Consider the following 25,448-nt stretch of genomic DNA (forward strand, 5'->3'; position numbering starts at 1 on the left):
CACGATATGTATCCGCAAGAAAATATTTGGCAAAATCCGGATTTTGTGGTATACTGATAAGGTATGACTTATGCATCTTTGTCTGCAACGCTCTCAATGCCATACACAACTGAAGATGGAAGCACTTCATCCGATATTGTGGTGTTTGATAAAGACGAACACGCGGTAATCGAACAGATTTTAAAAAGCTTACAAGCTTATGCTCCAGGGGTACTGAGCAACATTGCAAACTGTATTACAACATTAGAACAAGTGGCGGTAGCTGTCTCCCGCTATCCCTCAATACAACGCAGCACCGTCCTTGCAGGTGAACATCGATCGGCAGAAACATTGATCGACACACTCTGCAGCAGTGATCCTTCTTCACGTTTACTGACATTACCGACAAAGGTTATCCTCGGCAAAAGCTTTCTGATTGCCAAATTTCAAACTTTTTCCGCACTCACCAAAATAGCGATGAATGCTTTTTTTGAAGAAAAAGATATCCAAGCGCTGCGGCGGATTACCCTTCGCGCTATGTTCGCACTCATGGCGGAAGATGTATATACGATGCTTCTTGATAATGCCGATCTTCAGCATGAAACACGAAAAGATATAGCAGAATTATTAACCGAACTATGGGAGCATCGGCTGGATGAACACTCCTCATCTTTTGCACTTGTTTTACACAAGGTTTGGACAGCGCGGAACAAACTTGCACCGAACTTCGGTAGTATGCTTGGCGTCAGTGAACTCTTTCTTCTTTCAATGGAGCTTGATGAATCGTGGGAACGGTTTATGATTGCAAAATTGGCAGACCCTGAAATCGGCCAAGCACTGGAAGAATTCTTATTCGGTATCTCTTATGAAAAGATCAATTTTATCCGCAATATTTTGAAGGAAAGAAAAGTTTCTGCCCTCAGCAGAGACGAAGCATATAATCTACTCGGCTTCAAAAGAGAATTTCCGAGTGATGATCCGCGCGGCTTCTATGCTTCTTTTATTGACCGGAAAAACAACGCCGAATCGCGCCGGAGACTCCAAGTCCCCGGCCCCAAGCGAACACTCGAAGACCTCTACATCCAATTTATTTTTGAAGAAGGCTTAAGCGATACATAATACGGCTGTTACAGCGCGAGTTTTAAATCGCCGTCTTTAATCCATCCGATTTTCCGCAACGGCACGGTAAAAAGAATTGTGAGTACGGCGGGAGCGATAATGTGCAGCAACAAGATAGAAAGGTTGATGCTTGCGGTGCTGCGCCCGGTTCCACTCATCGCCGTCAGCGCACCGATTTGACCGACCAACCCGCAAGTTCCCATTCCTGAGCCGATGGGGGTATTTTCCATTTTTAATAGCATCGTCGAAACCGGCCCCAATACGGCGGATGCGGCAATCGGTGGTATCCATATTCGGGGATTTTTAATAATATTCGGCATGTGGAGCATACTGGTGCCGATGCCGACTGCAAAGCTGCCGCCGAATCCGTTATCCCGATAGCTCATCACTGCAAAGCCGATCATCTGAGCGCAGCACCCCGCCGCTGCCGCGCCTCCTGCAAGCCCCGAAAGAGAAAGCATCATACAGAGCGCCGCACTGCTAATCGGCAGCGTGAGAATTATCCCAACCAATACCGCAAGGCAAATCCCCATCAGGAACGGGCGCAGAGTTGTCGCCGTCATAATAACCTCTCCGAGCCAATTCATACACGCAGACATATATGGCCCGAAAAAGACGGCTATTACGCTGCCGGAAAGAATAGTTACCGTCGGCGTCACAATCAGGTCAATCTTTGTTTCTTTTGAAACCAGCTTCCCCAGTTCGGTACCGACAATGGCGGAAATAAAGGCGCCCACGGCACCGCCGAACATATTACCAGCATACCCGACAATAGAGGCGGAGAACAAGACAAAGGTGTGCGCTTTAAGCGAGTGCGCAACCGCAATACCGATGGCGGCGCCCGTCATATCACGGCATATCGGCCAGATGGTATCGGTCAAAAAGGTAATATGCAGCTGCTGCCCTACGGTTCTCAGAATTGTTCCGACAAGCAAGGATGAAAAAAGCCCCATCGCCATGGCGCTCATCGCATCAATAAAATACCGCTTACCGGAAATCTCTATATCTTTTCTTTTTAAGAAAAGCTGTAATTTGTTCATATGAGACAAATCTCCTTATATTCGTGCGGAGAGTTTAATCCCCTGCACTATTTTTTACAAGAGGGAACCTCTAAAAATCTAACCGAGTTTTTAGAGATACCCAAAACTCAAAAATGCTGATGCTTCTTACTCTGAAGTGAAAGCATTCAGAATGTATATCCGTTCAATAAATGCGATGTTCACACATCGTGCTATTTGTACGATTTAGAACTCGTAGACCTATTCGGAAACGCAGTTATCGAATAGATCGATTATAACGAAACTTATTACAGAAGAAAAAATTAAGCATAATAATACAAAAATAAAAAAGTTGAGACAATAGACAAAAAATTGATTGATTAAGCTAGAAAATTTATAAAAACATGATAAACTGTGTATCGGTACTAAAAGTACATTTGAGAGTTTCCATTGAGATTTGGAAGGATATCCGCAATCCTGCAAACGAACAGTATGGAGGAACCTTTATGGAAAAATATGGGTATGACATTATCCATGATGCGTTTTTGAACAAGGGAACAGCATTTTCTGTCGAAGAAAGAAAAAAATATCATCTGGAAGGGCTGCTTCCGCCGTGTATTGACGATATTGAAACACAGGCAAATAGAATTTACCGGCAGATGGAACGAAAAAATTCCGGCATAGAAAAAAGAAGATTTCTTATGGATGTCTTCAATCACAACCGACGACTTTTCTATTATGTATTTCATGAACACATTGTTGAACTAATGCCGATTGTTTATGATCCGGTTATTGCAGAAAGTATTGAGCAGTACAGCGAACAGTTTAGCGATACACAAGGTGCAGCGTTTTTGTCGATTGATGCTCCGGAGCAAATCGAAGAGACGCTTCGGCATGCCGCAGGCGGAAGACACATCAGACTTATCGTTGCGACGGATGCGGAAGGAATTCTCGGTATCGGCGACTGGGGGACAAATGGCGTTGACATCTCCGTGGGTAAACTGATGGTCTATACTGCGGCCGCAGGAATTGATCCGCAAACGGTATTGCCGGTTGTACTGGATTGCGGAACAAACAGGCAAACACTGCTTGATGACCCGCTCTATCTCGGAAATCACCACAAGAGAATATACGGCGACAGATATTACCGCTTCATCGATCGATTTGTAACAGCGGCGGAAAAATTGTTTCCTGATTTATATCTCCACTTTGAAGATTTCGGCAGATCGAACGCCGCAAAGGTTTTGCAAACATACCAGAAGACTTTTCCCGTATTCAATGATGACTGCCAAGGAACCGGTATCATTACGCTTGCGGGAATCCTCGGCGCTATGAAAATCAACGGGCAAAAGCTTACGGATCAGGTATATCTGTGCTTTGGAGCAGGAACTGCCGGAGCCGGAATTACCGATCGTATTTTTAGAGAAATGGTTGCCCAAGGGCTTTCTGAAGACGAAGCTCGCAGTCATTTTTATATGGTTGATAAGCAAGGACTTTTGTTCGATGATATGGACGATCTAACGCCAGAGCAAAAACCGTTTGCGCGAAAACGTCGCGAATTTTCCGATGCGGCAAGTCTCACCTCGCTTACAAAAGCGGTGATGGCAATTCGTCCGACGATTCTAGTAGGAACATCAACAACACCGGGAACCTTTACGGAAGAGATTGTCCGCGCTATGGCATCATGGTGCGAACACCCGATTATTTTCCCGCTCAGTAACCCAACGGAACTGGCGGAAGCTACGGCTTCGGATTTGATTCATTGGTCGGACGGCCGCGCCATGGTGGCAACCGGAATTCCTGCCGATCCGGTAGAATACAAGGGCGTTACATACACAATCGGACAGGCCAACAATGCACTGATTTATCCGGGATTGGGCTTAGGCAGTATCGCGGTAAATTCAAAACTCGTAACCGATGAAATGATTTCTGCAGCCGCCCACTCGCTTGGTGCATTTATCGAAACCGGTAAACCGGGCGCGGCGGTTTTGCCACCGGTAGCACGGCTAACGGAATTTTCCGAAGCGGTTGCCGTCGCGGTTGCTTCGTGTGCCGTTCGTCAAAAATTAAACCGTGTTGCAACGGATAATGTAGAAAAAACGGTCAAAGACTGTATCTGGAAACCGGAATATTAAAATAGGAGAAAGGCAAGGCTGATACAAGTGCGGCTTATACGAGCACACGGGAGCGGTTAATACCCCGACGCTTGCGTCGGGGTATGTTGATCCGTGCGGAGAAGATAATCTCTGACACTCTCCATCGAGGTTCCTTTTTTGGAACAGCTCCGTGTTGATTCATGCCCAAGGACTAATCCCCTGCACTCTGGCGTATCGGGATAGGATAGACCGCGTGTGCGGAGGCAGAAAAAGCACCGTCGGATTCCCGTATCAGCTGATAAAATTGCACCTTGCTGAATAACCCCGTCACTGAACTGTCTCCGGTGGCTGTATCTTCAGGGCTTCCCGCTTGCCCTGTGCGGAGCGATAAAAGCGCAAAGCCTCCGTAGGATTTACCGCGGGGACGCAAGGGGCTACCGGGATTGACAGCCGTAACGCCGCCGAAACATTCGATACTTTGAATATGCGTATGCCCGTATACGGCGATTGTACAACCGAGGTTTTCGGCCGTCATGCTCAATTTACGCCCGTCAAGTTCAACATGGTGCAGATGCCCGTGCGCCAATAAAATCTGCTGTCCGGCTATCATCTTTTGTTGATATACCGGCAGCCCGAACGGTTTCGGGTTTTCGCTATCTGGAAAAACCGGCGGACAGAGCCGGCAGTCGCAGTTCCCCTGCGCCATAATAATCACCGGCGGAATGGTGAGCTTGCCGGCAGCAGCTTCGCGCACAACAGTCATTATATCTTGAGCACCGTCTCCGGCAAAAAGGCAAGCTTGGCATTCCTCGCTAAACGCTGCTAAAATCCACCGCACTGCATCCACTGCTCCGTGCGTGTCGGAAAGCAGCAAGACGGAAGCGGTATCCGCATACTGCAGCCGGTTATAGAAAGCGGCATCGGCAATAATACCGTTTTCGCAGCGAGTAAAACGGTTCATTGTTTTTCCCCTGCGGCGCTCATTTCCGGTTCCTCGCTATCTGCCCGCCCGCCGGTCGAAGGCGGTGATAAAATAAGATAATTGTACGAACGGATATTCAGTTCAGGGTCTTTATACGGATGCAGCGTATACGGTGTACCGCCCCATGCCGCTATTCCCTGCTCTTTTAATATATCGATTGTTGTTGCAACTGCCCGCGCAAACCGCGGAAACGGCTCCTGTTCCGGCAATTCATTGATTTGCTCTACAGCGGTTACGGCACAGAGAACCAGCGTCTGTACATCATGCGCGGGGATATCCACCGCCCTGTCGGCCTTTGCAAACGAGTCGGGCAGTTCAAAGTCTACAACAACATCGCTGTAGGCTTCGAGCGGCAAAATCTCTTCTACCGGAAGCAAGGAAAAAATATGTAAGTCAGGGTATTTCTCTTGAGCGGTACGGAGTACGCGAGCGCCGCCTTCGGGAATACCGATAGAAATAAGCGCCTCAACAGGCTGTGCCGCAAGCCGTTCAGAGATTATCGAAAGCCGCGGCTGCTTTGTCTTAGCGGTCATATCGCTATAGCTCAAAATATGCAGGTTCGCTTTTAGACTCTCCGAATCATAGACATTCGAAAGATAGGTAAATAAATCGGAATACTGATAAAAATCCTTTCCCAGCACAAACAGGAGAGAATGCGTAAGTTCTTTCTTTTGATGAGATTGCTTGCCTGAACCGCTTTTCCCATCGCAAGAAGCAGCTCCGGCAATGAAACCGACAATTAAAATTATGAAACCGGCACGGATAATAGTTTGCCTCAAGAAGCGACGCAATGCCCCCCCACTACTCAGATATACGGGATGCGCTGCAACCGGGGAGGCGGTATCAGTATTTTTTTTCATCATCAAATCCGCGGCGCGTTTAATTTGAGGCCGCAATTCCTTTTAAAAAATTACGTAACATAAAAGCAATCAGCATGGTTCCTAAAATCATAATGAGGGAAAGTGCGTTGATTACCGGAGAAATACCGTACCGCACCATCGAAAACACATAGAGCGGCAGCGTCGTGGAACCGGGGCCGGACACAAAAAAAGTTATCACAAAGTCTTCAAGCGACAGCGTAACCGACATAAAAAAGCCGGATAAAATTGCAGAAAAAATTGCGGGAATTACCACCTTGAATAAGGTCTGCCGCTCCGTTGCACCGAGGTCGTGCGCAGCCTCTACAATCGAAAAATCGAATTCTTCCAAACGAGCCAATACCAATAAAAACGCAAAGGGCAAACAGAACGTAATATGTGCGATAATAATGGAAAGAAAGCCGAGCGGTATGTTTATCGCCGAAAAGAAAATCAGCGTAGACATCCCGATAACAACCTCCGGCAATACCATCGGTAGAATACTCACAACCTGTACATACCCCCGGCCCCGGAACCGGTACCATTGCACACCAAGCCCCGCAAAGGTTCCGATGACAACGGAACAAAACGCGGAAACAAACGCAATGAATACGCTGTTCCAAAAGGAAGTCCACAATTTTTCGGATTCCAAGAACAGCGCGGCATACCACTTGAGCGAAAAGCCCGACCATACAATCGCCTTGCCTTCGTTAAAAGAAAACACTGCGATAATCGCAAGAGGTAAAAACAAGAACAACAGCACAAACACCAGCACTGTAGAAGAAAACCAAGAACAGTTAAGGTTCTTATATGCACGCCGTGCATGACGCGCCGGTTCGGATTCCCGTTTGCGTTTCTCAAATTTCTGAATTAACCGCCGGTACGGGCTTTTTACCGAACTGTGCCGGTACGGAACCGGCAACGCTTGCTGTTGTATATCTTGCGGTATATCAGACATGCTCACTCCTTATCATCACTATTTTGCGGCTTGCTTTTCTTGCTTAAAGCTGGCGTACATCATCCAGAGGACACCGGCAGCGCTAACGACGGTGATAAGTACCGAAAAGGCTGAGGCGAGCGGCCAGTTGCGGATCTTCGTTACCTGATCGACAATCAAATTACCGAACATATAAGAGTCCTTTCCGCCGACAAGGAGCGGTACGGTATAAGAGCCGAATACCGGAATAAAGGTAAAGATGACCGCGGTCAGGATTCCGGCACGGATATTAGGCAGCATAACCTTAACGATAGCCTCCGTTTTGGTAGCGCCAAGATCTCGTGCGGCTTCCAACAGCGAAAAGTCAAACTTGTCGATTGCCGAAAAAATCGGAAAAATCGCATATGGGATAAACATGTATACCAGCACGAGTATCACCGCCTGTTGGTTATACAAAAACGGAATACTTTCGGTGATAAGGTGCAGCTTTTTCAAAAGCCCGTTAAGGAACCCTTGAGTACCGAGTATCGAAATCCACGCATTGATTCTAATCAGAGAGTTTGTCCAAAAAGGAATGATAATCAAAAACAAAAAGAACAGCTGATGCTTACTACGCGCAATTGCATATCCGGCAGGAAGCGCAAGCAGAATACAAATGAGCGTTACGGCAATACTGACACAGAGTGTCCGCACAAATAATAGCCCGTAGCTTGCGGTAAAAAGCTGTATATATGCGCTGAACGTGAAATGCCGCACAACTCCGCCGTACAGCCCCTTTTGCAGAAAACCATACACGCCGATGATGAGCAGCGGCAGCACAAAAAAGACGGTAAACCATGCTGCCATCGGAAAGGTATACAAAAAGGCGTACCGCCGCCGGGAATGATCTTGCACCATAGTCTGTTATACCTTTATGTTAAATCTTCGACGATGTAGCCGTCATTGGCTGCCCACGAAACATATACCGTATCCTTCCATTCAATTTCAGGCCCGTCCTCAAGATAGTTTTGATGCTGTTTAAAAACCTGTACCACGGTGCCGCATTCCAGCTTTACAAAAAACTTTGATTGGAATCCCGAATAAATAGGCTCTTCTACCTCACCGCGGAAAACATTCAATTCCTTTGTCTGTGAGGACGGCTTTTCCAACGAAATGCGGATTTTTTCCGGCCGCACGGTAAAGCACACCGGTTGCCCCACTTCGGTTTTATCATAGTCGGTAATCTTAACCGAAGTTCCCAGCGCCGGTGTGTCGAGCGTAACCATAAAGCCGTCCGTATGAGGTTCACAGGCGGCAACGGTTGCATCAAAGAGATTCGTTTCGCCGATAAACTTAGCGACAAAAGCAGTCGCAGGCTGTTCGTAAATTTCATACGGACTGCCGATTTGCAGCACCTTTCCCTGATTCATCACCGCAATGCGGTCGGATACGGAAAGCGCCTCGCTTTGGTCGTGAGTAACAAAGATAAACGTAATGCCGATTTGGTCGTGCAGCTTATCAAGTTCGATTAAAAGATTTGCCCGCAGCTTTGCGTCGAGTGCGGAAAGAGGTTCATCCAGCAGCAGTACCCGCGGTTCGTTAATCAAGGCACGGGCAATTGCAACCCGCTGCTTCTGCCCGCCGGAAAGCTGGGACGGCTTTTTGTAGATATGTGCATCGAGCTGCACCAAATGCAGATATTCTTTAACCCGCCGGTCAATTTCGTCCTGCGGACGCTTGCGAATCCTGAGCGGAAAGGCGATGTTTTCATACACGGACAGGTGCGGAAAAAGCGCGTAGGTTTGAAAGACGGTATTCGATTGCCGTTTATGGGCTTCTATGCCGACAATATTTTGCCCGTCAAAGGTAATAACCCCCGAATCCGGTTGTTCAAACCCGGCAATAATACGCAACAACGTTGTTTTACCGCAACCGGACGGCCCCAACAGCGAGAAAAACTCCCCGCGCTTAATGTGAATAACGGCATTATCCACCGCATGAAAATCACCAAATGTTTTTGACACATTTTCGATTGAAATTTCGCACCCTTTCACTGACGCATCGCGCCCCCTTCCACTTGTTATAGCCCGCTCTAAAAGCATTTAACCCATAACCGGACTTTAGAGGAGACTTACTATATTTGAAACATTTAACGGTTTATGTCAATATGCCGTTTTTATGAGATACGCGTAAATATACTTGATTTCCTTTATCTTCCGACACACGATGTTTACCGCAAGCGAAACTCAAACACGGATGTTCAAATTTTATACAGTAATGACTTGGTTTTAAACTCGCATCTAAATCTAAGGGAACAATCCAAAAAACTGAACTTTTTAGCGATGCCCTATTCTTCTTTCTTTAAAACGACCTGTTCCAGCATGATAAAATTATAAATTTTTGTATAAACAGCAGTCATCCATTCCCGTATCGGTTTATCGGAATGCTGTTCGATTTCCTTCCAGTTTTGCAATAAATCTCGATGGGGTTTATCGTAATCCGCAATACAGTTTTTAACGGCATTTCCGAGCGTCATAATATTTTTAATGGAAACTTTAAGCAGTTTAAGCGCTGCTTCGTTAACATCGTTCAGGTGTTTTTGTACTTGACGGCCGGCTTCTTTTTCCCGCTCCATTCGGGACAGCAGCGTGCGGAATTTTACTCCCATCTCGGAAACTTCGGAAAGTTTTTCATCAAACTCCAAAAGTTTGGCCGAAATATGCATCAAATTATGATAGCTCTCCGAATATTCGGCAGAAAGAACCTGCTGCGTCCATTGACCTCGTACTAAAATTAAATCGGAAAGAGCCCTTATATCGCTTTTAAAGTACTCGACTAAAAACGATTTAAGATAATTCATTGCATCAGCGTAGATATAGCCTTCGATTCCTCGTTTTTCAAACGCTGCATTTGAACGGGGATTATAGTATTTGGTGCCGGAAGGAATGGTATTGCCGAATACACGCTGCACCAACACTGCTACTTGCGAATTTTTTTGTTCGGTAAGTATGTCTTTCAAGGTACTATCAATAGACCGTTCTATTTGTTTAAGATAGTCGTCTGTTACCTTTTCGGTGAAAGGACTTATTTCCACCACATAGGTAGGATCCTTTGTAATGTGCTGGATAATTTTTTCTAAGATTCGTGAGCGGCGAACATCATTCAAAAGACCGAGATGTTTTTTCCATTGGGGGGCATTAACCGGTTGAACATTCTTGTATGCAGTAATGACAGCAAATAGCTTTTCCCAGTTTGAATCGAGCGAAAGGCCATTGAGCACAACAATAAAATCTTTTAATTCATCTTTAAGATATTCGCCGTTAACAGTCGAAAAATTCGGCGTATAAGAAAATTTATCTTCCGGTAAAGCAGGGTCGAATTTCTTTAAGAAGAAATAAAAATCAAACAATACAAAGTGAATAAATTCATTAAGCTGCCGATACAGCGTATCAATTTCTTCTATCTTCTTCCCGTCGAACTCTCGCATAAACGCATCAAATTCTTTCTGCACCTGAATACTAAGCTCTTTTTGGTTCGTCGTTTTTGCTCGTTCTTTAATAGCCTCCGGCGTAAGCTTTTCTCGTATTTGATGCTGTTGTTTTGACAAGTTTTGTTCTACGGTAATAGCTTTAAGAACCTTTGATGAAGCAGCACTTGCAAGGAGAGCCCGTGCAGGCCCGACAATTTTATATAGTTCAAAAAAGAAACGTGCCATTTGCGGTTGAAATTCCTCTGAAGCGGGCTTATACCACTTACTGAATTTATTTTTTGAAATTTCCTTTGCCAGTGCCTTTAAATGCCGCTTCTTTATCGCTTCTGCATCATCCCGGGGTAAAAAAATCTGTAAAATACGTGTAAGAAAAGATTCTTTTTTCTGTGCCATAGATAAAGATATAATGAAGAAAATCCGCAAATCTGTCAATCAAAAAAATATTTTTCTCTCTTTCAAGCCCTGCGATTTTATGATACTGTAACATCAGTTATCATCGATAATTATGGAAAATCCCAAATTATAGCTCCCGAATCTTGGAGCTTGATACTTTCGATATAACGGAGGTTCATTATGCGCCGTGATGAAGAATTTGATTTTACCATTGAGACACTCGGCCCCTGTAAAATACCGTCTCCCATTCACCTTTCAAACGTAGTCGGAGACCGTATCGCTAATTATGTTACGAATGAAGATTTTATCCGCTTTCGACTGGAATCCAAAGTCGGAGAGCAGTATGGCCCCTTTAAGCGTGAACAACTAATCGAAAAAGCGGGCCCGCGGGAAAAAATATTTTTTAATCCGAGCCATGTCCATGCAGGTATTATCACCTGTGGAGGACTGTGTCCGGGACTTAATGACGTTATCCGTTCGATAGTACGCTGTTTATGGGGACGGTATGGCGTTAAACGGATTAGCGGTATCCGTTTCGGATTCAAAGGCCTTTTACCGGATTATCATTTTGATGTTATGCCCCTAAACCCGACTGTTGTCGATGCCTGCCATAAAACGGGAGGAACCATTCTCGGTACTTCACGCGGCGGCGGTACCCGCGTAGTCGAAATCGTAGACGGAATCGAACGCCTTAATTTAAACATCCTTTTTGTCATCGGAGGGGATGGAACACAAAAAGGCGCATTGGAGATTGCAAAAGAGATCGAACGGCGAAACCTTTGTATCTCCGTTGTCGGCATTCCGAAAACCGTTGATAACGATTTGTCGTTTATCCAAAAATCTTTCGGCTTCGATACGGCTGTTGTAAAAGCTTCGGAGGCAGTAGCAGCGGCTCGCATGGAAGCACAGTCCCAGATTAACGGCATCGGTTTAGTCAAACTGATGGGACGGGAATCAGGCTTTATTGCCACGCATACCGCTATCGCAAGTCATGAAGTTGACTTTGTACTCATCCCCGAGATTCCTTTCGACATGCAAGGCGAAAACGGTTTTTTAAAGCATTTGGAAGACCGTTTAGCACAAAGCCATTATACGGTCATTGTTGTTGCGGAAGGGGCAGGACAAGACTTGATGCAGAGCAAAAATGAAACCGACGATTCGGGGAACAAGCGCCTTTCAGATATCGGCGTGTTCTTAAAAGAACAAATCGACGCTTATTTTAAGGCAAAATCCATCCATATCAATTTAAAGTATATTGATCCCAGCTACCAAATACGTTCGGCACCGGCAGCACCGGTTGACTCTATTTACTGCGAACGGCTCGGAAACAATGCAGTTCATGCCGCTATGGCAGGTAAGACAAAACTGATTGTGGGGTTGATGTATAACAAGTTTGTTCACTTACCGATACATGTCGTTGTCCGTTCGCGCAACTATGTTGAACCGGATGGCTCGCTCTGGCGCGATGCCCTAGATGCAACCGGACAGCCGACCTTAATGAAAAACAAGATTCACGAAGGCCGCCGCGAAACTCCGGCCGCTCATTAGATTACCTGAACAACCAAACATGAAAACGTATTGCCGCCTTCTATAAAGAGGGCGGCATTTTTTTAACGTATCGAGGAGCGCACGTCCTTCAGCATAACATCGTGAGAACCACCTTCTACAATGCTGGACGGAGACACCAGTGTTATTTTTGCATTCTTTTGCAGCTCCGGAATGGTTAAAACACCGCAATTACACATCGTAGAACGAACCTTATAAAGAGTTGTTTTAACACCGTCATGCAAAGAACCGGCATAGGGTACATAGGAATCGACGCCCTCTTCAAATGCGAGTTTACTGTCTCCACCGGAATCGTAACGCTGCCAGTTCCGCGCCCGTGACGAGCCTTCGCCCCAATATTCTTTCATATAACTGCCGTTGACCAATATTTTGTTTGTCGGGCTTTCATCAAAGCGGGCAAAGTAACGCCCCAGCATACAAAAGTCGCTGCCCATCGCAAGCGCCATCGTAATATGATGGTCATACACAATACCACCGTCGGAGCAAATGGGAATATAAATCCCAGTCTTTTTAAAGTAAACATCGCGGGCTTTTGCAACCTCAATAAGAGCTGTTGCCTGCCCTCGTCCTATCCCCTTAGTTTCGCGAGTAATACAGATGGAACCTCCACCAATCCCCACTTTAATAAAATCGGCACCGGCCTCCGCTAAAAAGATAAAACCGTCTTCGTCAACGACATTGCCGGCTCCGATAGGAATTTTATTCCCATACTGTTTTTTTACAAACTTGATTGTCCGTTTTTGCCACTCCGAAAAGCCGTCGGAGGAGTCAATACATAAAACATCAGCACCGGCTGCTACCAGAGCAGGAACACGCTGCTCATAGTCACGGGTATTAAGCCCGGCCCCTACTAAATAACGTTTTTTTTCGTCGAGCAGCTCATTCGGATGCTCTTTTTTACTTTCATAGTCTTTGCGGAATACAAAAGCCACAAGTTTTCCTTCGGAATCAAGTACTGGAAGGGAGTTGAGCTTATACTCCCAAATAATATCATTTGCTTCTTTTAAGGTAACACCTTCGCCGGCATAATGAATCTTTTCAATCGGCGTCATAAATTTTGCAACGGTTAAATCCCGTGCCATTCTGCTTGGACGATAATCACGACCGGTAATAACACCAAGTAATTTTCCATGTGCGGTACCGTCATCGGTTACGGCGACAGTCGTATGCCCTGTTTTTTCTTTTAAACGCAATACGTCTTCCAAAGTATTTTCAGGTTTTAAGTTTGAATCGCTTTCTACGAAGCCTGCTTTATAATCTTTAACGGCAGCAACCATTGCTGCCTGCTTTTCTATACTTTGCGAACAGAAAATAAAGGACAAACCGCCCTCTTTTGCAAGGGAAATAGCCATACCGTCATTAGAAACCGACTGCATAATTGCCGAAACTAACGGAATATTGAGCGTATACAACGGTTTTTCGCCGGTAGAAAAACGAGTAAGCGGCGTATGCAAATCAATATTTTGAGGGCTATGTTCAACGCCGGTATAACGCGGAATTAATAGATATTCATTAAAAGTATGCGATGGTTCTTCATAATAGTATGCCATAATTTCTCCTCACGGTTACATCATATTTTAGGAAGCTTTTTTTATCAAGTGTTAATTCAACACCGATTATTCACAACTTACTCACCGACATAACAGATTATCCACAAGTTATTAGCAATACGGTTCTATTGTTTTCTCTCTTTTTTAACCGATATAAACAGACTTCATTTTATATTAAAACAGCGTAAAACCTTTTTATATATAGCTTTAGAAAAGCAAAACGATATAGATGATATAGTAAAATGCAGAAAGTACAGATATACTGTTTACAAGATATCCACAACTTCCGCACAAGTAATACTGTTATCTAATATCAACCGAGCGAAACCTGCGCATTATTATCAACCGCCAGAATGGTCTTACATTCGGAACAGCGGAAACGACCTGCACGAGGCGCTTTTAATTTTTTTGCACAGATAGGACACGAAAAGATTTTAGGGAAAAGAGTAACCTGAGAAGTAGTATTGGCCCCTTTATTTTTAAAGAATTCAATAGACGTTTCTAAGGAGTCATGGATAGTAAAGAAAGTAGCAAACCCGAGCAATTGGAACACTTCATATACTTTCGGCTGGAGGCTTAATAATACAATATCACCGCCTTTTCCTTTTACCGCCTTTAGGAAAGCAGTAAAAGAGCCGATTCCTGTAGAAGAAACATAATCCAAATGAGCACAGTTAAAAATAATCTGAATATACCCCGCATCAATAAGGGTTGTAACTCTTTTTTGAAAGAATGTTGAATTATATGTATCGACATATCCCGACAGAATAATTACGATACATTTTTCAAGCCCTTCCACCTTTTGGAGTTGTATTTTAAGGCTTTTGTCTTTTTCGTTGTCGAAACTCTGAATTATTTCTGCATCATTCATATGACAATCCTTTATTCAGTCTATTATTTTATAAAATAAAAATTATACTTGTATTCATATCCCTATTCAAGAGGTTTATTTAAAACGATGACCATCCTTTATCAACCGGCATTACAACTCCATTATAGGCGCTATCTTTTAATAAAAAGAGCGCTGCATCCGTAATCGCAGACGGATCAACAAGCTTACCGTCGGGGTTTTTTTTCTCCCACATAGCCCGCGTCTCTTCCGACAATAAACCGCTATCGGTAAACCCCGGGCAAACGGCATTTGCCGTAATACCATATCGAGCATATTCCATGCTCACGGATTTTACAAGCGACATAATCCCCGTTTTTGCAGCTCCGTATACAGCATTTGTCCGAAAACCGCGTAAAACCTGCGTTTCCGTACCCCCGAATAACAAAATACGCCCCCATTTCCGCTCTTTCATACCGGTTAAAGCAGATGAAACCAATATTCCCGGCAATGTAAGGTTTGCGTATACGGTTGTGTTCCATTCCTGAACAGTCGTCATATCAAGCGGCTTTTGCAAAAACGGACCATAAACAACACACAGAATATCAGCAGCATTGGCATATTTACACAGTTCCTCCACATAGGAGTCATTTTGCAAATCACAGATAAAACAGGCTACATTTCCTTGGCAGCAAAGATTTGTAACACGTTTTGAATTCATCCGCCCCTGCACCACGACAGAAACAGACTCTTGTAAAAGCGATTGTACTAAGCAGTAACCAATTCCACTTGTTCCGCCAACGACCAATGCGCTTTTACCTTGCAGCACATTATCCATAGCGTATTCCTTATTATACGGTTTATGAGGCAGTTCTCACGCTTATGTCTTTTATTATACTCCGAAGCACTTGACATAGCAAGCGTTCTCTACACAAAATATTGCTATGGGTACTTCAACCTCTCAAGAACGGCTTCCGGTTGCGGTTATTCTCTGCCGCCCTGAAATAAGCCGTAACATCGGTGCTGTTTGCAGATCAATGGCCAACAATAATTGTTCCGATTTACGTATTATAGGTAACAAAAAAGATTATGACGAAGAAGAAATCCTCCGGTTAGCTATCCATGCCGGAGCAATATGGCAACAGGCACGTTTTTTTGAACCCTCGATCGACGGATTAAAAGCGTCGGTTGCCGATTGCTGTATCGTCGCCGGAACGACACGGCGTGTAGGAGAAAAACGCAAATCATGGGGAATGACTCCGGAGGATTTTGCTTCGTTTTCATTTAATACGGCAGAAGGACTTACCGGCATCGTATTCGGGAATGAGCGAACAGGACTCACCGATGAAGAATTAAATGTTTGTTCGACAGCGGTTAATATCCCGTCAGCGCCCGATTTTCCATCGCTTAACCTTTCGCATGCGGTACAAATTGTCTGTTATACCCTGTTCCGCGCCTATAGCCCACGAAAGTATGGATACGAACGTATCCCGTATACGAGGGTTACCTCGACATCGGAACATATCAACGATTGTTTATGTAAAATGGGACTTTTTAAACATACAGGAAAAGAAGACAACATCCGATTTTTCCAAGAAATAATTGCAAGAGCGGGATTATCCGCCCGGGAAGCACGGTATTTGGAAGAGCTTTTTCAAAAGCTGTGCTATGTTAAATGTCGAAATGCTGCGGAAAAAGAACCGGAGAGGCCTTAGCTGCAAACACAGCCCGTTCCAGACAGTTAAACAATTCCCGGACATTCCCCGGCCAATTGTAGTTATAAAGCAGCCGCAGCGCATCCCCTGATAAATGCTTTCTCGATCGTTTTAAATAATTGTACGCCAGTACCCTAATATCCTCTTTATGCTGCCGCAGCGGAGGAATAACAAGATGCGATACATCAAGCCGGTAAAAAAGATCCAAACGGAAAAGACCTTGATCAACCATCTCTTCGAGATCACAATTTGTAGCACAAATCAATCTAAAATCGGAAGAATACTTTTGTGTTCCTCCCAGTTTATAATATTCGCGTGTTTCGATAACCCTTAAAAGCTTTGCCTGTAAATTCAATGTAAGATTCTCTATTTCATCAAAGAACAATGTTCCTTGATCCGCCTCCGAAAAAAGACCTTCTTTATCAATCGCTCCGGTATACGCTCCCTTACATGAGCCGAACAATAAACTTTCTGCAAGGTTTTCCGCAATGCAAGTGATATTAACCGGCACATATTTACCTGAACGGTTTTTAGAATACTGATGGATAAGCGAAGCTACGACTTCTTTACCGGAACCGCTTTCACCGTACAGAAGCACATGGGTATTTTTCTGAGCTGCCTGTAAAATAAAATTCCGTACTATTTGTATCTCGATACTCTGCCCCTGCAGCTTTGTATAAAGCGGAGCTGTCAACGGATCAATAGTATACGTATCCATTATCGGAACAATTTTTCCCTCAAGCATATTTTGAATAGTGCTGGATAATATACTGAACTCATACGGAATTGAAAAACAGCCCAATATCATATCCGTTGCAAAAACTGTTTTTTCGATAAAAGTACAATGCTGATGTGATAATAAAAAGATGGGCAAAATAGGATACTGAGCGTAAATTTCTGTAAGTACATTCGGAGGATATCCACCTCCTGCCTCAAAATCAAATAAAAGAAAATCGTAGGCTTTTTCTTCTAAACACGATAAAACAGCTCGATTATCGAATATGCAGTCTACAGACCAAACTTTACGAGATTCATACGCGAGTTTTTCGGCATCTGTCGAAAATGCTGCAACAAACAAGACGGTCAACAAAGCCACACCTACAACAGAAAACCGGAAGAGGCAGGAATCGAACCTGCCGTTGCGGATTATGCAACCAACGGTTTTGAAGACCGCGAAGACCACCAGATCCCATCAGCTTCCATTGATAAGAGTGAGTAATCAAAAACCTCTAAAAAACTGAGATTTTTAGAGGTTTTCTCATTATAATTTAGTATAAAATGAAATTTTTTTTTAAGCAAGCCTACAACTTCACTTATTTGATCTCTAGTGTTCCATCTTAAACATGACAAATAGTTCACGCCCCGCAAAGGGATATTAGAAGAGCCGCATGAATAAACTTGGGTGATTAACGGCAAAATATAATTAAATCAAACCCCATAAATCCGCTTTATATATTGCCGATACTATGTTAAAATAGTACCAATGAGCAAGATAACATACCTATCCGTTAAAGAAACTGCAAAATGCTGGCACATGAGTGAACGGAGTGTAAGAAATTACTGCTTGCAGGGTAGAATTGTGGGGGTGCTTTTAGAAGGAAAAACATGGATTATCCCTTCCGATGCAAAAAAGCCTCATCGAAAAATTCGCCATACGGCAAAACAGGATACGCTCTTATCATTCCTTAAACGTGAAAAAGAAACCGGATTGAAAGGCGGAATTTATCACAAAATTCAGATTGACCTTACGTATAATTCAAATCACATCGAAGGTTCAAAACTGACACACGACCAAACTCGCTTCATTTTTGAAACAAAAACGCTTGGCGTTACCAATAAAGTCGTGAAAGTTGATGATATTATTGAAACGGTAAATCATTTCCATTGTATTGATGTAATCATAGAAGGTGCGCATACGAAACTTTCGGAAAGTTTCATAAAACAGCTTCATTATATCCTAAAATCCGGAACAACCGACGGTCAAAAACCATGGTTTAAAGTTGGGGACTACAAAATGCTGAAAAATGAAGTGGGCGGAGAGGCAACTACAAAACCTGCGGATGTTGCAGCAGAGATGAAATCATTATTAATGGAATACAATGCAAAATCGGAAATCTCTCTTGATGATATATTGGATTTTCATGTCCGATTTGAAGCGATTCATCCGTTCCAAGATGGTAATGGCCGTATCGGAAGATTGATACTGTTCAAGGAATGTCTTAAACATACCATTGTTCCTTTTATCATCACTGAAGAACTAAAGCTTTACTACTACAGCGGAATTAAAAATTGGAAAAATGAACGCGGATTTTTAAGAGATACGTGTCTTACCGCACAGGATGTAATGAAGCAATGGTTGGATTATTTCGGTATTATGTATAGCTAGACACCCTTTTTGATGCAGCATTTTGCTTGCTTATAGTACTATTGTATAGTATCATATCAATATGAACTCAAAACAAAAGAAAGTTTATGAGGCTATTTTTAAAAATCCTGTGCAATCAGATATTGAGTGGCAGGAAATAGAAAATCTTTTACATTCGCTGGGAGCAAAAATATCCGAAGGGAATGGTTCGAGGATCCGTATTGAATTGAAAGGGGAACGTGCCGTTTTTCATAGGCCGCATCCTGAAAAAGTTACCGATAAAGGTGCAATAAAATCTATGAGAAAATTTTTGGAAAATGCGGGGATAAAAATATGATGAACTATAAAGGATTTATTGGTGTCGTTGAATATGATGAAAATGCTCGTATATTTTCCGGGGAAGTTATAAATACTCGTACTGTAATTACATTTCAAGGAACAACAGTAGATGAGATTGAACAGGAATTTCATGCATCTGTTGATGATTATCTTGAATGGTGTAAGGAAGACGGCGTTGAACCTGAAAAACCTTATTCCGGAAAATTTAATGTTCGTATTTCGCCATTATTTCATAGTCAGGTTGCAATTGCAGCAAAGAAAATGGATATGTCATTGAATAGTTTTGTAGAAAAGTCATTAAAAGATGAAATTTCTACAATGCGATTAACTTATTAGAAATAAAACCTAATACTCGCTTTTTATCCGGCTGCTTCTTTCACCCCCGCCAGATACCGAAGCATTTTATCTACTAGGATAAAGGCTTGCGGCGTCAGTGTTTCGAGACTATCCTGCGGCGTGTGCATCCGCTGCCATGTTTGGGGAATAATAGCGGCAAGGGGCGAATCAGGCGGAACATGTGCATTGGTGATAATGCACCGTTGAAGCGCTTGAGCGGCGCTTTCGTTGGCAGATATTTCCATACCGGCCGACTTATTACATTCGGCGGAATGCACATTACCCGATAAGTATTTCCCAGCCGGGTGGGGCATATACCGCATTAACAGCTCCGCTTCCGTCCTCGGCAATACGGTGATAACCTGTGCGGTTAATCCGGCAGAAATGAGCCCCGCGTTGTCGCTGTAGGCAGTCGGCAGCGAAAGCCAGCGTCCCCTGCACGCGGCGTCGGCATAGATGCGGCAGCGCCGATGCAGAGCCGTAAGCGCCGCCGTTTTCCGTGTATCCCTGCCGTATATTCCGGACTCGGAAAGGATGAGCGTATCCCCGCCGCCGCACATATCAAACACAAAGATATCATCCTGCTGCATTGAAAGCGCACGCAGGCCTTGCCCCAAGCGGTACGCGCCTTGGTTTTTAATGCCATCCGCTCCGGCTTCCTCGCCGTCGGTAAAGATGATGCGGATGTTATGCGCATCCCGTTTATGCAGCAGCGTTTGAGCAAACAGCAGCAGCTGTATGCAGGCGGCGGAATTATCATTTGCGCCCTGTGTACCGGCGGCGCGGTCATAGTGCGCTATCAGCGTTTTCATCTTAAAACGGGGATTGTACGCGGATTGCCGGTAGGTAATAACAATGTGTGTTTTATCTTGAAGGGTAACGGTACAGTAGGGAATTCCTTGCGCCGCCAACCGTTCCGTTATAAAGGCGCGCCGGTCTGCCGCCGGTTCTAAAAAAGCGCTGAAAAAAGGCGAAGCGATAATCGCTTGAGCTTGTTCAAGAGTCACGGCGGCAGAGCAATCGGGTTATAAAGCGGCTAAGGCTTTTTCAAGCTCGCTTACTAAGTGCGCAAAGTGCTTACAGGCTGCCTCAACCGGTTCGGGAGAAGCCATATCGACACCGGCAATCCGCAGCGACTCGATGGGATAGCGGGAACCGCCGGAGGTTAAAAACTTAAAGTAATCCTCCCGCTCCGTTTTTCCGCCCGAACATACCCGTTCGGCAAGGGCAAGCGATGCCGAAATACCGGTCGCGTATTTGTACACATAGAATGAATTGTAAAAATGCGGGATACGCAAACCTTCAAGATCGCTGCATTCCTCAAAGTGCATCGCGGGGCCGAAGTAAGCGGTCAACAGTTTGCGGTACTCGCTGCGGAGGTTCTCGATGGTGAGCGGCGTACCCTCTTCAACAAGTTTATGCGTAATATGTTCATATTCGGCAAACATCGTCTGGCGGTAGAGCGTTGCAAGAATATCGCTTACACGAATACTCAGGAGGTATGCCCGCATTTTGGGGTCGCTCGTGTTTTTCAGCATGGAGCGGAACAACAGCTCCTCGTTGAAGGTTGAGGCAACCTCTGCTTCAAAAATCGTGTAGTTGTAGCTTAAAAACGGATTGTTCCGTACTGAATACCACGAGTGCATGGAATGCCCGCCTTCGTGCACAAGGGTGAACACATCCCGGATAACATCCTCTTTGTAGTTAACCATGATATACGGATCGCCTTCAAAGCAGCCCCACGAAAAAGCGCCTGAACGCTTGCCCTTATTTTCGTACCGGTCAACCCAGCCGCCGAGCAGTCCGTTCCGCAGCGTGGTGACATATTCATCGCCGAGCGGCTGTAACGCTTCGGTAATCATATCAACGGCTTCGTTATACGGAGTGTGCCGCCGCACTTCGCCTACCAATGGAACATACACATCGTAGTGCCGCAGCTCATCAAGTTTGAGCGATTTTTGCATAAGTGCATAAAAATGATGCAGCGGCTCCAAGTTTTTTCGGATTGTGCTGATAAGGTTGTCATATACTTCCGTCGGAACCTTATCAGGATAGAGCGCCTGTTCACGGGCGGAGCCATATCCGCGGATACGGGCAAGCGCGATATTTTGCTGTACCTGACCGGTGTATAAGGACGCTATCGTATTTTTGTACGTGTCGAACGTGCCGTAAAATTGCATATACGCTTGCTTACGGATATTCCGGTCGGGATTGATTAAGAACTGTGAATATGAAGATTGCGTAAGTTCTTTCGCTCCGTCGGAAGTTTCAATCGAACCGAAACGGAAGTCTACATTCGTAAGCGTCGAGAAGCTGCGGCGCTCGACATCCTGCGATTCGGCTAAAAGCGACAGAAGCTTTTCTTCTTTCTCGCTCAATGTATGAGCTTTTAGTCTGATCAGTTTTTCGATAAAGACTTTGTACGGAGCAAAAGCGGCTCCGGTCTTTCCGGCAGGATCGATCCAGCCGCGGATAGTCTGTTCGGGAATATCCAGCAAAGCGGGGATAAACCAGCTTGTTTCGGAAGAAAGTTCCGTGTCTGCCATCATCGCGAGGGAAACCCGTTCGATGTTTTTAGGATCGCTTTCATCTACCGACTTCATCAAAAAGGCATAATGGCTTGTCTTTTCCGAAATACGGGACGCCGCTTCCACAGCCTGTAAACAGCCGAGCACCGTTTCGGCAGTCAGTTTTTCAGGTGCGGCAAAGGCGGTTTTGTAGGTTAATACGCGGTCTTTTGCGGCGGTAATGTCTTTCAGTGAGGCATTCCAGTCTGCATCATTTGTAAAAAGTTTGCTTAAATCCCATTGGTCGCTTTTTGCGACCTCCGAGCGGAGGGGTACCGTTGAGTTTTTCATACGTTCACTATACAATATGGCCGATGAATGAGCAACTGTCGGCCTATAAAATTAAACAAGGGCGGCGAATCTACGACATTTACAATATCTTCAATTCTTTTTCTTTTGCGCTTGTTACCGGCAATACGGTTACTCTTTATGCGCTCTTTTTAAAAGCCAATACAACGGTAGTCGGTTTACTGACTGCGTTTATGTATCTTTCGTTTTTTGCCATTCCGCTTGGTAAATTGATGGTGATGCGTTTCAGCATTATGCAGACATTCGGCAGTACATGGCTTTTGCGTACCGCCTCGCTGCTGCCGCTGCTTGCCATCCCGTTTCTTGTCTCTGCAGGACACGATCAGTATGCGCTCTATTGCCTATTGCTTGCGGTAGGGCTGTTCAATTTTTTCCGCGGCGTCGGAATGATTGCCAATAATCCCGTTATCAGAATCCTTGCGCCCGGGAAAGACCGCAGCTCGTATATCGTGCGTCTATCCTTAATCAACAATCTTGCAGCGTTACTCGCTACCGTTTTGCTCGCGTGGCTTTTACGGCGGGATCCTTCGGTACAAAGCTATAACCTTGCCAGCATGATCGGCATACTGCTCGGCTTTATCGCCTCTATCCTGCTGTTTAGAATACCGGAACCGGAGTCCGCAAAGCCGAACCGTCAAAAGCGGAAAGACAATACGACCCCGCGCCAAGGCTCTACTTTTTTGAGGCACATTCGTGATGCCTTTAAAGATGCAAACTTCAGACGGTTCGTGTTGGCGTTCTTTATTATCAGTCTCGGTATTGCGATGATCCGCCCGTTTATCATTGTGTATGCAAAAGAGGTTTACAGTAGACGAGACAGCGCAGCGACCATCTTATCCGTGTACTCACTTGTAGGTGCACTCAGCGTCGGGCTTTTAATGCATCTGATTATCGACCGCATCGGCGCTAAACCGATCTTTATCATTTTCAGTGCAATCAGCGCCCTTTCGTTGATACCGGCTTTCTTTGCGCCGGGACTTGCAAGCGCCGGAATAGTCAGTACCGTTTTCCTCATTTTATTTACAATGATCAGCAATGTCGGTTTTGTCGGGCAGGATAATTCGTCGCAAGCATATTTCTTCGCGATGGTGCCGGAAGAGGCGCTGATGGATTTAAGTATGCTCTATTACTTTATCCTTGCGATTACCGGCGGCGCTGGTTCCATCCTTGGTGGAACGATACTCGACCTTTTGCGGGTGCAAGGTTTTTCCTACCTGCAATCGTATCAAATATTTTTCTTGATAGTTATCGCCATTATCGCAATCGGTATCGTATTTCAGCGCAAGCTCTTGAACCTCGGCAGTTACCGCGTGTTTGAAACGCTTGCCGTACTCTTTTCTCCCCGCGATATGAAGGCGCTCAACCTGCTGCACAAATTAGACCGGAGCGAGACTATCGAAACCGAGGAGAAAATCCTCAACGAACTCGGCGAAATTGCTTCATCGGTATCCTGCGATCAGCTGCTGCACTACCTTGAATCTCCGCGTTTTACGATTCGGATGAACGCATTACGGGCGCTCTATTCGATGAATACTATCAATGCAAAAGTACGCGATGTGGTGTTAAAAGAGCTTGAACAGGGTGCGTTTACCACAGCGCCACTCGCTGCGCGGATACTCGCCAAATTCAATGTGCAGCAGGCGGTTACCCCCTTACGGGCAGCACTCGACAGCGACGACTACTATCTTGCCGGAGAAGCGATGGTCGCCCTTGCCCGGCTGAACGACAGTTATAGCCAGCCTAAAATCGGCACCATTCTTTCCCAAGCGGAAAACCCCGCGCTGATACTGAAAGGAATACGCGCGCTGGAGCTTTTTAATGCAGATAATTCCCCTATGTTTATTCTGGATATTCTCCGCAGGGACACCGTTCCGTCCTATATCGAAAACGAAGCGCTGCTTGCACTCGCATCGTTAATGGGCATCCAAAACGACTTTTATTATATGTTTGAAAAATACCGGAACGAAAAACAATCGCCGTCCATTTTGTTTATCGATATACTCGATGAAATTTTTGAAACGAAAAAAACGAGCGATCCCGTGCTGAAAAAGACCGTCATTGATTTTATCCAAGACTACCAATACGATGAAGCCTTTGTACACTGGCTCATCGGATTCGGCAAAAACAAATTGGGCATACGGTCGGCTCTTCTGGTCGCCGTCGCCCTTGATATCGGCTTAATTCATCGGGAAGCATTCCGCTTCTTCTTGTCGTTTTGGGCTATCTCGTTATTCAAAAAACCGGAACTTGCGGAACGGTAGAACTCTCCTTCGATTTCTGAAATTCAGCTTAACCGTACAGGAAACGAAGAAGCTCAATTTCTCATTATGAATTACCTCTCGATAACCTGTATCTCAAACTCCAACTGGGGCATACATTCCGCTAAATCGCTTTGAATCCGTTTGAGCGCGTCTACACGCATATCGGCGGAAGTATTGGCATTTCCCTGAATGATAAAGATTGCATTTTTTGTCCCGTCATCAAATTTATAATGTTCCCCATCGCGGACATCCAGCCATGCCATAATACCTTTTGAATCGCGGTACACGTAATCGGTTTTAGCGACATGCTTTTCCGTGGATAGGATGGGAAAGAAAATGCCTTCTTCTTTATTGACGGTAAACTCTATCTGCCCGTCTACTTTAGCAAGGTCATGTCCGCCTATTGCCAAAAGCGAACGTAACGACTCGACGTTATAAATATCGATAACACTATTGATGTGCGGAATAGAACCGCGGTGCTGAATGTTTCGGATAAGAGCCGGAACGGTCGGCATATATTTTTTGATACTGCGCCCCACACTTTGCAGCATATCAGTGTATCCCTGAATAACCGGATGATTGAATACTTCATCAACATCGCATTTCAATGCCCATTCTTCCATCTCTTTTTGCTTCTTTAAAAAAGCCTCTGATAAGGGAGCTTGTGGATCTACATTTTTTGCAATCCCGATCACAATGCTTTTAATCCCTAGCGCGGCAATACTTTCGTCCATAATCAATTTCATAGCAGAGAACCTCCATACTATTTTATTCGGTATAA

General features: G+C 44.8%; 22 protein-coding genes and 1 tRNA gene. 8 read left to right on the forward strand and 15 right to left on the reverse strand.

Going from position 1 to position 25,448, the window contains the following annotated elements; genetic code table 11:
- Positions 1-63: 63 nt before the first annotated feature.
- On the forward strand, positions 64-1,098 hold the full coding sequence (locus E4N65_RS11165) for a hypothetical protein (RefSeq protein ID WP_253673285.1): 1,035 nt from the start codon (positions 64-66) through the stop codon (positions 1,096-1,098).
- An 8-nt stretch (positions 1,099-1,106) separates the two neighbouring features.
- On the opposite strand, the gene E4N65_RS11170 is transcribed toward E4N65_RS11165, so the two are convergent.
- A complete protein-coding gene (locus E4N65_RS11170) occupies positions 1,107-2,138 on the reverse strand; it encodes a PTS sugar transporter subunit IIC (RefSeq protein WP_253673287.1) in 1,032 nt (343 codons plus the stop codon).
- 362 nt (positions 2,139-2,500) lie between these two features.
- On the opposite strand from E4N65_RS11170, the gene E4N65_RS11175 reads away from it, so the two are divergent.
- The gene (locus E4N65_RS11175) at positions 2,501-4,231 is read left to right on the forward strand and encodes a malolactic enzyme (protein WP_253673289.1); all 1,731 of its coding nucleotides are present in this window, start codon (positions 2,501-2,503) and stop codon (positions 4,229-4,231) included.
- A 172-nt stretch (positions 4,232-4,403) separates the two neighbouring features.
- Here the strand turns inward: E4N65_RS11175 and E4N65_RS11180 are convergent, their stop codons facing one another.
- The 6 genes from E4N65_RS11180 to E4N65_RS11205 all read right to left on the reverse strand — a co-directional run bounded on the left by E4N65_RS11180 (position 4,404) and on the right by E4N65_RS11205 (position 10,830).
- Complete coding sequence (locus E4N65_RS11180; protein WP_253673291.1) at positions 4,404-5,153, reverse strand: YfcE family phosphodiesterase; 750 nt, start codon at positions 5,151-5,153, stop codon at positions 4,404-4,406.
- The gene (locus E4N65_RS11185) at positions 5,150-6,037 is read right to left on the reverse strand and encodes a hypothetical protein (protein ID WP_253673293.1); all 888 of its coding nucleotides are present in this window, start codon (positions 6,035-6,037) and stop codon (positions 5,150-5,152) included. Before E4N65_RS11185 ends, E4N65_RS11180 begins: the two co-directional genes overlap by 4 nt.
- Before the next feature lie 16 nt (positions 6,038-6,053).
- A complete protein-coding gene (locus tag E4N65_RS11190; protein WP_253673295.1) occupies positions 6,054-6,989 on the reverse strand; it encodes an ABC transporter permease in 936 nt (311 codons plus the stop codon).
- A gap of 18 nt (positions 6,990-7,007) precedes the next feature.
- Complete coding sequence (locus E4N65_RS11195) at positions 7,008-7,865, reverse strand: ABC transporter permease (protein WP_253673297.1); 858 nt, start codon at positions 7,863-7,865, stop codon at positions 7,008-7,010.
- Positions 7,866-7,879: 14 nt separating this feature from the next.
- On the reverse strand, positions 7,880-9,049 hold the full coding sequence (locus E4N65_RS11200; RefSeq protein WP_253673299.1) for an ABC transporter ATP-binding protein: 1,170 nt from the start codon (positions 9,047-9,049) through the stop codon (positions 7,880-7,882).
- A 245-nt stretch (positions 9,050-9,294) separates the two neighbouring features.
- Complete coding sequence (locus E4N65_RS11205) at positions 9,295-10,830, reverse strand: DUF5312 family protein (RefSeq protein WP_253673300.1); 1,536 nt, start codon at positions 10,828-10,830, stop codon at positions 9,295-9,297.
- A gap of 180 nt (positions 10,831-11,010) precedes the next feature.
- On the opposite strand from E4N65_RS11205, the gene E4N65_RS11210 reads away from it, so the two are divergent.
- Positions 11,011-12,378 carry an ATP-dependent 6-phosphofructokinase gene (locus E4N65_RS11210; protein ID WP_253673301.1) on the forward strand — a complete coding sequence of 456 codons (1,368 nt, stop codon included), beginning with the start codon at positions 11,011-11,013 and terminating at the stop codon, positions 12,376-12,378.
- A gap of 62 nt (positions 12,379-12,440) precedes the next feature.
- On the opposite strand, the gene E4N65_RS11215 is transcribed toward E4N65_RS11210, so the two are convergent.
- From E4N65_RS11215 to E4N65_RS11225, 3 genes are all read right to left on the reverse strand, one after another.
- Complete coding sequence (locus tag E4N65_RS11215) at positions 12,441-13,946, reverse strand: IMP dehydrogenase (RefSeq protein ID WP_253673302.1); 1,506 nt, start codon at positions 13,944-13,946, stop codon at positions 12,441-12,443.
- Between the two features lie 313 nt (positions 13,947-14,259).
- On the reverse strand, positions 14,260-14,817 hold the full coding sequence (locus E4N65_RS11220; RefSeq protein ID WP_044014561.1) for an STAS domain-containing protein: 558 nt from the start codon (positions 14,815-14,817) through the stop codon (positions 14,260-14,262).
- A gap of 79 nt (positions 14,818-14,896) precedes the next feature.
- Positions 14,897-15,613, reverse strand: a complete 717-nt coding sequence (locus tag E4N65_RS11225) for an SDR family NAD(P)-dependent oxidoreductase (protein WP_044014559.1) — start codon at positions 15,611-15,613, stop codon at positions 14,897-14,899.
- Positions 15,614-15,719: 106 nt separating this feature from the next.
- Between E4N65_RS11225 and E4N65_RS11230 the strand changes: the two genes are divergently transcribed.
- Positions 15,720-16,490 carry an RNA methyltransferase gene (locus tag E4N65_RS11230; RefSeq protein WP_253673303.1) on the forward strand — a complete coding sequence of 257 codons (771 nt, stop codon included), beginning with the start codon at positions 15,720-15,722 and terminating at the stop codon, positions 16,488-16,490.
- Here the strand turns inward: E4N65_RS11230 and E4N65_RS11235 are convergent.
- Entirely contained in the window at positions 16,447-17,586 is a 1,140-nt protein-coding gene (locus E4N65_RS11235) for a sigma 54-interacting transcriptional regulator (RefSeq protein WP_253673304.1), read from the reverse strand. The genes E4N65_RS11230 and E4N65_RS11235 overlap by 44 nt on opposite strands.
- Positions 17,587-17,602: 16 nt before the next feature.
- A tRNA-Sec gene (locus E4N65_RS11240) sits at positions 17,603-17,691 on the reverse strand.
- Between the two features lie 333 nt (positions 17,692-18,024).
- On the opposite strand from E4N65_RS11240, the gene E4N65_RS11245 reads away from it, so the two are divergent.
- The 3 genes from E4N65_RS11245 (at position 18,025) to E4N65_RS11255 (ending at position 19,530) form a co-directional block, all read left to right on the forward strand.
- Positions 18,025-18,876, forward strand: coding sequence for a Fic family protein (locus E4N65_RS11245; RefSeq protein ID WP_253673305.1), 852 nt, complete (start codon positions 18,025-18,027; stop codon positions 18,874-18,876).
- A gap of 61 nt (positions 18,877-18,937) precedes the next feature.
- A complete protein-coding gene (locus E4N65_RS11250) occupies positions 18,938-19,192 on the forward strand; it encodes a type II toxin-antitoxin system HicA family toxin (RefSeq protein ID WP_253673307.1) in 255 nt (84 codons plus the stop codon).
- On the forward strand, positions 19,189-19,530 hold the full coding sequence (locus E4N65_RS11255; RefSeq protein WP_044014553.1) for a type II toxin-antitoxin system HicB family antitoxin: 342 nt from the start codon (positions 19,189-19,191) through the stop codon (positions 19,528-19,530). The genes E4N65_RS11250 and E4N65_RS11255 overlap by 4 nt, the downstream gene beginning before the upstream one ends.
- A 23-nt stretch (positions 19,531-19,553) precedes the next feature.
- On the opposite strand, the gene E4N65_RS11260 is transcribed toward E4N65_RS11255, so the two are convergent.
- Both E4N65_RS11260 and pepF read right to left on the reverse strand, forming a co-directional pair.
- Positions 19,554-20,537, reverse strand: a complete 984-nt coding sequence (locus E4N65_RS11260; protein ID WP_253673309.1) for a M28 family peptidase — start codon at positions 20,535-20,537, stop codon at positions 19,554-19,556.
- An 18-nt stretch (positions 20,538-20,555) separates the two neighbouring features.
- Positions 20,556-22,388: an oligoendopeptidase F gene (gene pepF / locus E4N65_RS11265; RefSeq protein ID WP_253673311.1), complete on the reverse strand. Its 1,833-nt coding sequence runs from the start codon at positions 22,386-22,388 to the stop codon at positions 20,556-20,558.
- 23 nt (positions 22,389-22,411) lie between these two features.
- Here pepF and E4N65_RS11270 point away from each other — a divergent pair, with 23 nt between their 5' ends.
- Complete coding sequence (locus tag E4N65_RS11270) at positions 22,412-24,667, forward strand: MFS transporter (RefSeq protein WP_371921843.1); 2,256 nt, start codon at positions 22,412-22,414, stop codon at positions 24,665-24,667.
- A 71-nt stretch (positions 24,668-24,738) separates the two neighbouring features.
- On the opposite strand, the gene E4N65_RS11275 is transcribed toward E4N65_RS11270, so the two are convergent.
- Positions 24,739-25,413: a B3/B4 domain-containing protein gene (locus tag E4N65_RS11275; RefSeq protein WP_253673314.1), complete on the reverse strand. Its 675-nt coding sequence runs from the start codon at positions 25,411-25,413 to the stop codon at positions 24,739-24,741.
- Positions 25,414-25,448 lie beyond the last annotated feature (35 nt).

The sequence above is a fragment of the Treponema sp. OMZ 855 genome (assembly GCF_024181145.1).
Classification (GTDB): domain Bacteria; phylum Spirochaetota; class Spirochaetia; order Treponematales; family Treponemataceae; genus Treponema.